The sequence below is a fragment of the Streptosporangium amethystogenes subsp. fukuiense genome (assembly GCF_042665875.1).
Classification (GTDB): Bacteria; Actinomycetota; Actinomycetes; order Streptosporangiales; family Streptosporangiaceae; genus Streptosporangium; species Streptosporangium fukuiense.
In genome coordinates this window covers 3,802,583-3,815,174 of sequence record NZ_JBHTEE010000001.1, presented here as the reverse complement: position 1 = coordinate 3,815,174, position 12,592 = coordinate 3,802,583, and the positions used below count along the sequence as shown (strand labels likewise).

Annotated in this window: 10 protein-coding genes and 1 riboswitch; of the genes, 9 read left to right on the top strand and 1 reads right to left on the bottom strand. The window is 72.4% G+C overall.

The features are described 5' to 3' along the window. Positions 1–312: 312 nt before the first annotated feature. The 9 genes from ACFQVD_RS16060 (at position 313) to ACFQVD_RS16020 (ending at position 8,886) form a co-directional block, all read left to right on the top strand. Positions 313–1,026: an ABC transporter ATP-binding protein gene (locus ACFQVD_RS16060; protein WP_343968900.1), complete on the top strand. Its 714-nt coding sequence runs from the start codon at positions 313–315 to the stop codon at positions 1,024–1,026. Beyond that, positions 1,026–1,748: an ABC transporter permease gene (locus ACFQVD_RS16055; protein ID WP_343968902.1), complete on the top strand. Its 723-nt coding sequence runs from the start codon at positions 1,026–1,028 to the stop codon at positions 1,746–1,748. The genes ACFQVD_RS16060 and ACFQVD_RS16055 overlap by 1 nt, the downstream gene beginning before the upstream one ends. Next, on the top strand, positions 1,745–2,965 hold the full coding sequence (locus tag ACFQVD_RS16050; protein WP_343968904.1) for a sensor histidine kinase: 1,221 nt from the start codon (positions 1,745–1,747) through the stop codon (positions 2,963–2,965). The genes ACFQVD_RS16055 and ACFQVD_RS16050 overlap by 4 nt, the downstream gene beginning before the upstream one ends. 3 nt (positions 2,966–2,968) lie before the next feature. After that, positions 2,969–3,607: a response regulator transcription factor gene (locus ACFQVD_RS16045; protein WP_343968906.1), complete on the top strand. Its 639-nt coding sequence runs from the start codon at positions 2,969–2,971 to the stop codon at positions 3,605–3,607. 165 nt (positions 3,608–3,772) lie between these two features. Next, a riboswitch (cobalamin riboswitch) is annotated at positions 3,773–3,904 on the top strand. 31 nt (positions 3,905–3,935) lie between these two features. Next, positions 3,936–4,124: a CbtB domain-containing protein gene (locus ACFQVD_RS16040; protein ID WP_326830249.1), complete on the top strand. Its 189-nt coding sequence runs from the start codon at positions 3,936–3,938 to the stop codon at positions 4,122–4,124. Between the two features lie 9 nt (positions 4,125–4,133). Beyond that, entirely contained in the window at positions 4,134–4,859 is a 726-nt protein-coding gene (locus tag ACFQVD_RS16035; RefSeq protein WP_343968911.1) for a CbtA family protein, read from the top strand. A 49-nt stretch (positions 4,860–4,908) separates the two neighbouring features. Continuing rightward, positions 4,909–6,960, top strand: coding sequence for a putative cobaltochelatase (locus tag ACFQVD_RS16030; RefSeq protein ID WP_386368556.1), 2,052 nt, complete (start codon positions 4,909–4,911; stop codon positions 6,958–6,960). 1 nt (position 6,961) lies between these two features. Next, positions 6,962–7,564, top strand: a complete 603-nt coding sequence (gene cobO, locus ACFQVD_RS16025) for a cob(I)yrinic acid a,c-diamide adenosyltransferase (protein WP_343968917.1) — start codon at positions 6,962–6,964, stop codon at positions 7,562–7,564. Further along, positions 7,558–8,886 (top strand): cobyrinate a,c-diamide synthase, encoded by a 1,329-nt coding sequence (locus tag ACFQVD_RS16020; protein WP_386368553.1) that lies wholly within the window; start codon positions 7,558–7,560, stop codon positions 8,884–8,886. Before cobO ends, ACFQVD_RS16020 begins: the two co-directional genes overlap by 7 nt. Positions 8,887–8,908: 22 nt before the next feature. Here ACFQVD_RS16020 and cobN read toward each other — a convergent pair whose 3' ends face one another. Beyond that, on the bottom strand, positions 8,909–12,565 hold the full coding sequence (gene cobN, locus ACFQVD_RS16015; RefSeq protein ID WP_343968921.1) for a cobaltochelatase subunit CobN: 3,657 nt from the start codon (positions 12,563–12,565) through the stop codon (positions 8,909–8,911). Positions 12,566–12,592 lie beyond the last annotated feature (27 nt).

Genomic DNA, 12,592 nt, shown 5'->3' with positions numbered 1-12,592 from the left:
ATTCCCCCTGCCGTGATTCGGACTTGTCTCCACGAAAGCCGCTTCCGCCTCCTCGTCCGATTCGGACCGGGGACGTCATGGCCGCGCACTGACGCGGGTGAGGTGTCGGCTCCGAACCTTTTCACGTCGCATCCGCCGGTGCGGTCACAAACCCGGCAGGCCGCACATCCGGGCCATGATGATCGAGATGACGGCGACCGCAACCGTGACCGTGCCTGATCAACGGGCTGAAGCGCCGTCCCGCAGGTTGGACAGCCGCCATCAACCATTCGGTGGATTACGGAGATTCGGCGGAGCGGGGATTCTCGAAACATGGCAGTCATCGAGATCAACGGCTTGCAGAAGAGCTACAGAACACACAAGGCGCTGGACAGCGTCACCCTGACGGTCGAGCGAGGCGAGATCTTCGGCATCCTCGGCCCCAACGGAGCCGGCAAGACCACCGTGGTGGAGTGCGCGTCCGGACTGCGCAAGCCCGACGGCGGCACCCTGCGCGTGCTCGGCATGGACCCGCGGACCCGGCGACATGAGCTGCTCCAGCGCATCGGCGCCCAACTGCAGGAAGCCGCCCTGCCCGACGCCATCAAGGTCGGCGAGGCACTGCGGATGTACGCCTCCTTCTACGACAAGCCTGCCGACTGGCGCGCACTGATGCAGGAATGGGGACTGGCCGAGAAGAAGCGCGCCCGCTTCGCGGGTCTGTCCGGCGGCTGGAAGCAGCGCCTGTTCATCGCGCTGGCCCTGGTCGGCAACCCCGAGGTCGTCTTCCTCGACGAGCTGACCACCGGCCTGGACCCCGCTGCCCGCCGGCTGACCTGGGGACTGATCCGCGACATGCGCGACCGCGGCGTCACCGTCGTGCTGGTCACCCACTTCATGGACGAGGCGGAGGCCCTCTGCGACCGCATCGCCGTAATCGACCAGGGGCGTGTCGTTCACGAGGGCAGCCCCGGCGAGCTCATCGACAGAAGTCACGCCGGCTCCCTTGAGGACGCCTACTTCACACTCATCGAGAGGACCGTGTGATGAAGGGACTCGGCAACGTCATCGCGATCGAACTCAAACTGGCCGTGCGCGATCCGATGGCCGCCTTCTTCGCACTGGCCTTCCCCGCGGTCATCCTGTGGGTGAAGATGCGCAACGGCGGCACGCTGCCCGGCGGGCTGCCCGTCATCGACGCCGTCGTCCCGATGCTCAGCGTCTTCGTCGTCGGCCTGGCCTCCCTGGTCGTCCTGCCGGCCACCCTGGCCCAGTACCGCGAACGCCACGTGCTCAAGCGGCTGCGCGCCACCCCGGCCTCTTCCACCATGATCTTCGGCGCCCAGTGGGCCGCGCACATGCTGCTGGCCGTACTCGGCACCGCTCTGCTCACCGTCATCGGCCTGGCCGCCTACGGCCTGAGCGGGCCGGCCAACCTTGCCGACGTCGTCCTCGCCTGGGTCCTCGGCGCCCTCAGCCTCGGTTCCATCGGGCTGCTCATCGGCGCCCTGGTGCCCAGCGGCCGCGCCGCCACGGTGATCGGCCTGGCCGTCTTCTTCCCCATGGTCTTCGTCTCCGGCGCCATGAGCGCCCGCGAGACACTGCCGGAGTCGATGCGCTCCATCGGCGACCTGACCCCCATGGCACCCGCCGTCCAAGCCATCCGCGCCGGCTGGGAAGGCCACCCCGTCTCTCCGCTCACCCTCGCCGTCATGGCCGCGATCTTCATCGTCGCCGGCGGGGCCGCGCTGAAGGCGTTCCGCTGGTGACAGGCACCGAACCCGACGTCTCGCGATGGGACCGCGCCTGGCCGGTCCTGCCGTACCTCTTCATCCTGCTACCGACGGTCTTCGCCCTGCTGCGGGACTGGAGGCTGGACGTGCTGGTCCTGGCGGTGTTCGTCGGAGCCTGGCACTGGTTCATGGTCTCCTCGCGATTCAGCCGGATCGAGCGGCCGGCGGTGGCGATCGTCTACTTCATCGTGATGCTCGCCTTCATCGCGGTGCTGGTCAGGATCGACTCGCTGTTCACGGTGGCCGGTCTGGGCGCGTTCGTCCAGTCCTTCGCCCTGCTGCGCGGGTGGATGGCCTACCTGGGGGTGGCCGCCACAGCCGCCGTGCTGGTCGGCGTCCGCCCCGATCCCCGGCCGCCGAGCGAGATGGTCTTCTCCTTCCTGCTCGCCGTCCTGATCACCTCGACCGTCGGCCTGTTCATCCAGACCATCTCGGAGCAGAGCCGGCAGCGCCAGGAAATGATCGCGCAGCTGAAGGCCGCCGGCACCGAACTGGTCGAGCTGGCGGAGGAGAAGGCGAGACTGCAGGCGCAACTGCTGACCAGCGCCCGCGAGGCGGGCGTGCTCGGCGAGCGCCAGCGGATGGCCAGGGAGATCCACGACACGATCGCCCAAGGGCTGACCGCCATCCTCACCCAGCTCGAAGTCGCCGAGAACGTCATTGAGAACGTGCCTGCCGCCCGCTCCAGACTGAACACCGTACGCACGCTGGCCAGGGACAGTCTCAACGAGGCCCGCCGGTCGGTTCTGGCGATGCGCCCTGCTCCGCTGGAGGAGGCCCAGCTCTCGGCCGCCCTCGAGGACGTCGCGGCCACCTGGTCACAGACGACCGGCATGCCGGTTCCGGTGTCGGTCACCGGCGAGGCCAGACCGCTGCACGCCGAAGTGGAGACGACCCTGCTGCGAGTGGCTCAGGAGGCGTTGGCCAACGTCGGCAAGCACGCCTCTGCCAGCAGGGTCGCCGTTACCCTGTCCTACATGGAGGATGTGGTGGTGCTCGACGTGCGCGACGACGGATCCGGGTTCGACCCCCAGACGGTGAACCTGTCGGTCGCGGGCGGATTCGGGCTCATCGCGATGCGTCAGCGGGTCACCCGGCTGGCCGGTGACTTCGAGATCGAGACCGCTCCCGGCCAGGGAACGGGCGTCTCCGCCACGGTGCCCGCCATCCCCGCCGACCCCGGAAACGTGTGAGGCATGCCGATTCGTATCATCGTCGTGGACGATCACCCGGTCGTCCGCGACGGGCTACGCGAGATCTTCTCCACCGATGAGGCCTTCGAGGTCGTCGGCGAGGCGGCCGACGGGCCGGAGGCTCTCGCCCTGGCGCGGCTGACCGACCCCGATCTCGTGCTCATGGACCTGCGGATGCCGAAGATGAGCGGCACCGAGCTGATCCGCCGGCTGCGCGAGCAGAAACCGGGCATCAACGTGCTGGTCCTGACCACGTTCGACAACGACGCGGACGTGCTGCCCGCCATCGAGCAGGGCGCCACCGGCTACCTGCTCAAGGACACCCCGCGTGTCGAGCTGCTCCGCGCCGCGCAGGCGGCCGCCCGCGGCGAGACGGTGCTGTCCCCCGCCGTGGCCGGGCTGCTCACGCGGAAGGTACGCGCCCCCGAGCGGCAGACGCTGAGCCGGCGGGAGCTCGAAGTGCTCGGGCTGATCGCCCGCGGCGCCACCAATCGCGAGGTCGCCGCGAAGCTGTTCATCACCGAGGCGACGGTCAAGACACACCTGCTGCACATCTTCGCCAAACTCGGGGTGAAGGACCGGGCAGCCGCGGTGGCGGCGGCCTACGAGACCGGGCTGCTCAAGCGGGCTTCAGAGACCTGATCAAGGGCGCCCGGTGCGCCGGTCCTGAGTACCGGTGTCACCACGTGAGCCGTGTCCTGCTGCAGGCGGCCCGCGCGGTGCGTTCCGCTGGAGAGATGGGCAAGACCAGGCTGGAACGGCGTCCGCGGTGCCGTGACAGATCACCCCACATTGACGGCCCGCTCTAAAAAAGGTTACATTGCGGACGATTTCGCGGTGGTCCGAGGGAAGTCCGGTGAGAAGCCGGTGCGGTCGCGCCACTGTATCCGGAACGTGAGTTCCGGGAGCCAGGTTACTTGGCCGCCGCGTCCTCACATGTCGGGACGCGTCATCCCCAAGGAGGCTACTCATGCGTGAGCTGTCCGTTTCTCAGCCCGTTCCCCTTTCCCACCTGGCCCGCTGGCTCGTGGCGGTTCCGCTGCTCCTGCTGGTGGCCTACCTGGTCACCTTCGACCAGGGGGTGGTGTCGCAGGCGGGCGACTATCTGCACGAACTCATGCACGACGGGCGCCACCTGCTCGGCGTTCCCTGCCACTAGACGCGCGCCGTGATACGTACCCTGCTGCTCCGCGGCCTGCTCGTCGGGCTGGTCGCCGGGCTGATCGCCGCCGCGTTCGCCTACCTGCTGGGCGAGCCGAACATCGACCAGGCCATCGCGCTCGAAGAGGCCGCCTCCCACGCCCAGAGCGAGGCCGGGCACTCCCACGGGGAGGAGGCACTGGTCAGCCGGTCCGGCCAGCGGGCCGGGCTCTTCCTCGCCCTGGCCCTGTACGGCATGTCCGTGGGGGGTGTCTTCTCCCTCGTCTTCGCCGGGCTGCGCGGCCGGATCGGCCCCCGCTCCGACGCGGTGCTGGCCGCGACGATGGCCGCCACGGCGTTCGTCGCGCTCGTGCTGGTGCCGTTCGTCAAGTACCCGGCCAACCCGCCCGCCGTCGGTGACCCGGACACCATCGGCAGCCGGACCGTGCTCTACCTGGTCCTGGTCGCCATCGGCCTGCTGTCCGTGGCGGTGGGCGTGGCCTGCGCCCGCAAGGTGCCGGCCAGGCCCTGGCTCGCCGGCGCGGCCGGTTTCCTGGTCCCCGTGATCGTCACCCTGCTCGTGCTGCCGACGGTCAACGAGGTGCCCGACGGCTTCCCCGCCCAGCTGCTGTGGGACTTCCGCGTCTCCTCCCTCGGCACCCAACTCGTGCTCTGGTCGGCCATCGGCGTCCTGTACGGCATCGCCGTGCAGCGCGTCGTTCGCCGTGACGCGCTCGCGGCGGCCCCGAACTGAACATTCGGCGGGCCGGACACGTCAACAGGATCTCGCAGAAAGAAACCTCGTGATCGGTGCCTATCCGTTCAGCGCCGTCGTCGGCCTCGACGACCTCAAGCTCGCGCTGATCCTCAACGCGGTCTCGCCACGGGTGGGCGGTGTGCTGGTCCGGGGGGAGAAGGGGACCGCCAAGTCCACGATCGTCCGCGCGCTCGCCGCACAGCTCCCCGGGGTCAAGGTGATCGCCGGCTGCCGCTTCTCCTGCGACCCGGCCGAACCGGATCCGGCCTGCCCCGACGGCCCGCACGGTACGGGCGAGAGCGGTCAGGAGCGTCCGGCCGCGCTGGTGGAGTTGCCCGTCGGCGCGTCGGAGGACCGGCTGGTCGGCGCGCTCGACATCGAGCGCGCGCTCACCGAGGGGGTCCGGGCGTTCGAGCCTGGCCTGCTCGCCGCCGCGCATCGAGGTGTCCTCTACGTCGACGAGGTCAACCTGCTGCACGACCACCTGGTGGACCTGCTGCTCGACGCCGCCGCGCTCGGCACCTGCTTCGTCGAGCGCGAATCGGTCTCGGTACGGCACGCGGCGCGGTTCCTGCTGGTCGGCACGATGAACCCGGAGGAGGGCGAGCTGCGGCCACAGCTCCTGGACCGTTTCGGGCTGACCGTCGAGGTGCGGGCGTCCAGGAATCCGGACGAGCGGGCCGAGGTGGTACGGCGCCGGCTGGCCTTCGACGCCGATCCCGCCTCCTTCGCCGCCGGGTGGGCGGAACAGGAGGCGGCCCTGGCGCGGCGGATCGCCGAGGCCAGGGAGCGGGTCACCAAGGTCGTGCTGCCGGATGCCCGGCTGCGCCAGATCGCGGCGGTGTGCGCCGCCTTCGAGGTGGACGGGCTCCGGGCCGATCTGGTCACGGCCAACGCGGCCGTCGCGCACGCGGCCTGGCGCGGCGGCGCCGAGGTCACGGCCGAGGACGTGCGCGCGGCGGCCCGTCTCTCGCTGCCGCACCGCCGCCGCCGGGACCCGTTCGACGCGCCGGGCCTCGACGAGTCACGGCTCGACGACCTGCTGGCGGAACACGGCGGCGACGAGCCGGACGGTCCGGACGGCGGCCCGGACGGCTCCGGCGGTCCGGGTGATTCGGACGGTCCCGAGGGACCCGCGGACTCCGGGGACGCTCCGGAGAGCGGCTCCGCGGAAGGTTCCGTGCGCGCCGGTTCCGATGAGGGGGACTCGCACGACGACGGGGCCGGCGCCTCCGCTGCTCCAGGTGCCTCCGACGGGAACGGCACCCCGCCGGATCTTCCCGCCGCGGAACCGTACCGGGTGCGCCCCTTCCAGGTCCCCGGGCTGGGCGACGGCGCCTCGGGCCGGCGGTCACGGGCCCGGACCCCCAACGGGCGGACCACCGGATCGCGGGTTCCCGCCGGGCGGCTCCAGCGGCCGCACCTGCCGGCGACGCTCCGCGCCGCCGCGCCGTACCAGCGCGAGCGCGGCCGCAGTGGCCCCGGCCTGCTGGTACGTGACACCGACCTGCGCGAGGCCGTCCGCGAGGGCAAGGAGGGCAACCTGGTGCTCTTCGTGGTGGACGCGAGCGGTTCCATGGCGGCCCGGCAGCGGATGCGCGAGGTCAAGGCGGCCGTGCTCGGCCTGCTGCTCGACGCCTACCAGCGGCGGGACAAGGTCGGGCTGATCACCTTCAGGGGGTCCACGGCGGAGTTGGTGCTGCCCCCGACCTCCTCGGTCGAGGTAGGCGCGGCGCGACTGCGGGAGCTGCCGACCGGCGGTCGCACCCCGCTGGCCGCCGGGCTGCGCCGGGCCGCCGAGGTGCTCAGGGTGGAACGGCTGCGCGACCCGGCCAGAAGGCCGCTGCTCGTGGTGGTCACCGACGGCCGGGCCACCTCGGGGTCCGACGTGGCGGCCTCCGCCGCGCTGCTCGCCGGTACGGCGGCGGTCGTGGTCGACTGCGAGAGCGGTCCGGTACGGCTCGGTCTGGCCCTCGACCTGGCGGCCAGACTGGGCGCGCCCGTCGTACGGCTCGACGCGCCGGCGGCGGGCGGTGGGCTCGGCGGGCTCGGCGGGCTCGTCCGCGACCACAGGACCGACTACCGGAAGGCGGTCTGAGATGCCGCGGGGCAAGCCGGACACGGTGCCCGAGGACGGGCTCACCACGCGCCAGCGCCGCAACCGGCCGCTGCTGATCGTGCACACCGGGCCGGGTAAGGGGAAGTCCACCGCCGCCTTCGGGATGGCGCTGCGCGCGTGGAACCAGGGCTGGCCGGTCGGGGTGTTCCAGTTCGTCAAGTCGGCGAAGTGGCGCATCGGCGAGGAACGGGCGCTCGTGCTGCTCGGCGAGTCCGCCGAGGGCGGCAGCGTGACCTGGCACAAGATGGGCGAGGGCTGGTCGTGGATCCAGCGGCCGGGCAGCGAGGAGGACCACGCCGCCGACGCCCGCGAGGGCTGGGAGCAGATCAGGCGCGACCTGGCCGCGGAGACCTACCGCTTCTACGTGCTCGACGAGTTCACCTACCCGCTGAAATGGGGCTGGCTGGACGTGGACGACGTGGTCGCCACCCTGGCCGCGCGACCGGGCAACCAGCACGTCGTGATCACCGGCAGGGACGCCGACCCGAGGCTGGTCGAGGTCGCCGACCTGGTGACCGAGATGGGCAAGGTCAGGCACCCGATGGACGCCGGGCAGAAGGGCCAGAAGGGCATCGAATGGTAGTGCCGCGACTGGTGATCGCCGCGCCGTCCTCGGGCAGCGGGAAGACCACCGTCGCGACCGGCCTGATGGCGGCGCTGCGCGCGCGGGGCCTGCGCGTATCCCCGCACAAGGTGGGACCCGATTACATCGACCCCGGCTACCACGCACTCGCCACCGGACGCCCCGGCCGCAACCTCGACCCCTGGCTGACCGGTGAGGACCGGGTCGCGCCGCTCCTCCTGCACGGCGCGCGGGACGCCGACATCGCGGTGGTCGAGGGGGTCATGGGCCTGTACGACGGCGCCGGGAGCGGGGACTCCGCCTCCACCGCGCACGTCGCCAGGCTGATCGGTGCGCCGGTGGTCCTCGTGGTGGACGCCGCGCGGCAGGGCAGGTCGGTGGCCGCGCTGGTGCAGGGCTTCGTCTCCTTCGACACCCGGGTCCGGCTGGCCGGGGTGATCCTCAACCGGGTCGGCTCGCCGCGGCACGAGGAGATCTGCCGCGCCGCGCTGGACGAGAGCGGCATCTCGGTACTGGGCGTGATCCCGCGGGTGGACGGGGTGGCGACCCCCTCCCGCCATCTCGGGCTGATCCCGGCGGCCGAGCGCAGCGGGGACGCGGTGGCGGCGGTGGAGCGGATGGGCGCCCTGGTCGCCGGCTCCTGCGACCTCGAAGGACTGGTGGCCCTGGCACGCTCGGCGCCACCGCTGCCCGCGCGCCCCTGGACCCCGTTCCTCTTCCCGGCGGTGACCGGGGCCGGCAGGCGGCCGGTGGTGGCCGTGGCGGGCGGGGCGGCGTTCACCTTCGGGTACGCCGAGCAGGTCGAACTGCTCGCGGCGGCGGGGGCCGAAGTGGTGACCTTCGACCCGCTCAGGGACGAATGCCTCCCCGACAACACCGGGGCGGTCGTCATCGGCGGCGGCTTCCCCGAGATGTACGCGGCGGAGCTGTCCGCCAACGAGCCGCTTCGCCGCCGGGTGGCCGCCTTCGACGGCCCGATCGTCGCCGAGTGCGCCGGGCTGCTCTACCTGGCGCGCGAGCTGGACGGCCATCCCATGTGCGGAAGGCTCGACATCACCGCGACGATGACCGGCGGGCTCACGCTGGGCTACCGCGACGCGGTGGCGACCGCCAAGTCCGTGCTCACCCGCGAGGGCGAGCGCTACCGGGGCCACGAGTTCCACCGCACGGCCACCGATCCCGGGCACGCGACGCCGCCGCTGTTCCGCTGGAGGGGCGCGGCCGACGGTTTCGCCGAGCCCCTGCTGGCCGCCTCCTACCTGCACCTGCACTGGGCCGGCAGCCCCGAGCTGGCCGAACGCCTGGTCGCGGCCATCGGCTGACCCGCCCCCACCCCGGGGCGGGTCAGCGGTCCTCCAGGTCGCCCTCGACGGTGAGGTACGCCTCCCGCAGGGCCGCCATGATCTCGGGGTCGGGGTGCTCCCACATCTTCCGGTCGGCCGCCTCGAGCAGCCGCTCGGCGATGCCGTGCAGCGCCCACGGGTTCGAGGCGGCCATGAACGCCCGGTTCTCCGGGTCCAGGACGTAGACGGCGGCCAGCCTGTCGTACATCCAGTCGGCCAGCACGCCCGTCGTGGCGTCGTAGCCGAACAGGTAGTCCACGGTGGCGGCCAGCTCGAACGCGCCCTTGTACCCGTGCCTGCGCATCGCCGCCAGCCAGTTGGGGTTGACCACCCGGGCACGGAAGACCCGCGCGGTCTCCTCGTGCAGGGTCCTGGTCCGCACCGCGTCCGGGCGGGTGCTGTCGCCCACGTACGCGGCGGGCGCCCGGCCGGTGAGCGCCCGCACGGTGGCGATCATCCCGCCGTGGTACTGGAAGTAGTCGTCGGAGTCGGCGATGTCGTGCTCGCGGGTGTCGACGTTCTTCGCGGCCACCGCGATCCGCCGGTAGGCGCTCTCCATGTCCTGCCGGGCCGGTGCCCCGTCGAGGTCGCGGCCGTAGGCGAAGCCGCCCCAGACCGCGTACACCTCGGCCAGGTCGGCGTCGTCGCGCCAGTTCCCGCTCTCCATCAGCGGCAGCAGGCCCGCACCGTAGGCACCCGGCCGGGAGCCGAAGATCCGCAGGGTGGCCCGCCGCTCGTCACCGTGCGCGGCCAGGTCGGCGTCGGCGTGCGCCCGCACGTAGTTCTCCTCGGCGGTCTCCGCGAGGCCCGCGACCAGCCGTACCGCGTCGTCCAGCATGGTGACGACGTGCGGGAAGGCGTCCCTGAAGAACCCGCTGATCCGGACGGTCACGTCGATCCTGGGCCGGCCGAGTTCGGCGAGCGGGACCGGTTCGAGGCCGCTGACCCGGCGGGACGCCTCATCCCAGACCGGCCGCACGCCGAGCAGCGCGAGCACCTCCGCCACGTCGTCGCCCGCCGTGCGCATGGCACTGGTGCCCCAGACCGACAGCCCGACGGAGCGCGGCCACTCACCGGTGTCGGAGCGGTACCGCTCCAGCAGGGAGTCGGCCATGGCCTGCCCGGTCTCCCACGCCAGCCTGCTGGGCACCGCCCGGGGATCGACGGAGTAGAAGTTCCGCCCGGTCGGCAGCACGTTGACCAGCCCGCGCAGCGGCGACCCGCTCGGCCCGGCGGGGACGTAACCGCCGTCGAGCGCGTGCAGCACCGCGCCGATCTCGTCCGTGGTCCTGGCGAGCCGGGGCACGATCTCCCCGGCCGCGAACCCGAGCACCTTCTCCACGGCGGCCAGGACCCCGGAGCCGCGGTCACCCCCGCCGGCCAGGACGGACGCGGTGACGGGGGAGACGGCGAACGGATCCCAGCCGCGCTCCTCCATGCCCTCGACGAGGGCGCGGGCCAGCGACTCGGCCTCGTCCACGCTCACCCTCGCGGCGCCGCCGTCCTCGGCCAGGCCGAGGGCCTCACGCAGGCCGGGGAGTGCCTCCTGACCGGCCCAGATCTGGCGGGCGCGGAGCATGGCCAGCACGAGGTCGACGCGGGCCTTCCCCTCGGGGGCGTCGCCGAGCACGTGCAGGCCGTCGCGGATCTGGACGTCCTTGACCTCGCAGAGCCATCCGTCGACGTGCAGCAGGAAGTCGTCGAACCCGCTGTCCTGCGGCCGGTCGTCGACGCCCAGGTCGTGGTCGAGCCTGGCGGCCTGGATCAGCGTCCAGATCTGCGCCCGGACGGCGGGCAGCTTGGCCGGGTCCATGGCCGCGATCGAGGCGTGCTCGTCCAGCAGCTGCTCCAGCCGGGCGATGTCGCCGTAGGTCTCCGCACGGGCCATCGGCGGCACCAGATGGTCGACCAGTACGGCGTGCGCCCGCCGCTTGGCCTGCGTGCCCTCACCGGGGTCGTTGACCAGGAACGGGTAGACCAGCGGCAGGTCACCGAGCGCCGCGTCGGGGCCGCAGGAGGCCGACATCCCCGCCGACTTGCCGGGCAGCCACTCCAGGTTGCCGTGCTTGCCGACGTGCACGATCGCGTGCGCGCCGAAGTCGTCGGCCAGCCACCGGTAGGCGGCCAGGTAGTGGTGGCTCGGCGGCAGGTCGGGGTCGTGGTAGATGGCGACCGGGTTCTCCCCGAAGCCGCGCGGCGGCTGGACCATCACCACGAGGTTGCCCGCGCGCAGCGCGGCCAGCACGATCTCGCCGTCCGGATCGCGGCTCCGGTCGACGAACGACTCGCCCGGCGGCGGCCCCCAGTGCGCCTCGACGCCGTGCCGCAGGTCCTCGGGCAGCGTCTCGAACCACGCCCGGTAGCGCGCGGCCGGGATCCGCACCGGGTTCGCGGCCAGTTGCTCCTCGGTGAGCCAGTTCCGGTCCTGGCCGCCCGCCGCGATCAGCGCGTGGATCAGCGCGTCGCCGTCCAGTTCCGCCACGCCGGGGAAACCGTCTCCGAGGTCGTACCCGGCCTCCGTCATGGCCGTGAGCAGCCTGACCACGCTGGCCGGTGTGTCCAGGCCGACCGCGTTGCCGATCCTGGAGTGCTTGGTCGGGTACGCCGACAGCATCACCGCGATTCGCCGTTCCGGTGCCCTGACGTGCCGGAGCAGACCGTGCCGTACCGCGATGCCGGCCACCCGCGAGGCCCGCTCGGGATCGGCCACGTACACGGTCAGACCCTCGTCGTCGACCTCCTTGAAGGAGAACGGCACGGTGATGATCCGCCCGTCGAACTCGGGGATCGCCACCTGGGAGGCCGCGTCGAGCGGGGACAGGCCGTCGTCGTTCTCCCGCCAGGCGTCCCTTCCCGTGGTCAGGCAGAGGCCCTGCAGGATCGGCACGTCCAGCTCGGCGAGCGCGCCGACGTCCCACGCGGAGTCGTCCCCGCCCGCCGAGGCGGTCGCCGGACGGGTGCCCCCGGCGGCGAGCACGGTGACCACCAGGGCGTCCGCGGCCCGGAGCGTGTCGAACAGGCCGGGCTCGGCGCTGCGCAGGGAACCGCAGTAGACGGGCAGGGCCTGGCCGCCCGCCTCCTCGATGGCCAGGCAGAGCGTCTCGACGAAGGCGGTGTTGCCCGCGACGTGGTGCGCGCGGTAGTAGAGCACTCCGATGACGGGGCCCTCGGTGCGTCGCGCGACACGTTCGAGGGGGCCCCAGCCCGGGGTGGGCGCGGGCGGTGCGAAGCCGTACCCGGTGAGCAGCGCCGTGTCGGAGAGGAAGGCGTGCAACTGGGCCAGGTTCGCCGGACCGCCGTGCGCGAGGTAGGCGTGCGCCTCGGCGCAGACCCCGCCGGGCACCGTGGACAGCTCCATCAGCTCGGCGTCGGGGGCCTGTTCGCCACCGAGGATCACGACGGGCCGCCGGTCGGCGAGCAGCGCGTCCAGCCCGTCCTGCCATGCCCGCCGGCCGCCGAGCAGCCGCACGACCACGAGGTCCGTGCCCTCGGTCAGCGCGGGCAGGTCCTCGGCGGACAGCCGCGCCGGGTTGCCGAGCCGGTAGTTCGCGCCGCTCGTCCGCGCGCTGAGCAGGTCGGTGTCGGAGGTCGACAGCAGCAGGACGGCGGGTGGCGCGGGCGGTGCGGCCGATCGTGGGGTGGGCGGCACGGAACGCATGCGGAAGTCCTCCCTCGGGGTCCTCGC

What these genes read in the sequence shown, in the direction of transcription:
- ACFQVD_RS16060 (WP_343968900.1), top strand. Translation starts at nt 313, where the DNA reads ATGGCAGTCATCGAGATCAACGGCTTGCAGAAGAGCTACAGAACACAC.
- ACFQVD_RS16055 (WP_343968902.1), top strand. Translation starts at nt 1,026, where the DNA reads ATGAAGGGACTCGGCAACGTCATCGCGATCGAACTCAAACTGGCCGTG.
- ACFQVD_RS16045 (WP_343968906.1), top strand. Translation starts at nt 2,969, where the DNA reads ATGCCGATTCGTATCATCGTCGTGGACGATCACCCGGTCGTCCGCGAC.
- ACFQVD_RS16040 (WP_326830249.1), top strand. Translation starts at nt 3,936, where the DNA reads ATGCGTGAGCTGTCCGTTTCTCAGCCCGTTCCCCTTTCCCACCTGGCC.
- cobO (WP_343968917.1), top strand. Translation starts at nt 6,962, where the DNA reads ATGCCGCGGGGCAAGCCGGACACGGTGCCCGAGGACGGGCTCACCACG.
- ACFQVD_RS16020 (WP_386368553.1), top strand. Translation starts at nt 7,558, where the DNA reads ATGGTAGTGCCGCGACTGGTGATCGCCGCGCCGTCCTCGGGCAGCGGG.
- cobN (WP_343968921.1), bottom strand. Translation starts at nt 12,565, where the DNA reads ATGCGTTCCGTGCCGCCCACCCCACGATCGGCCGCACCGCCCGCGCCA.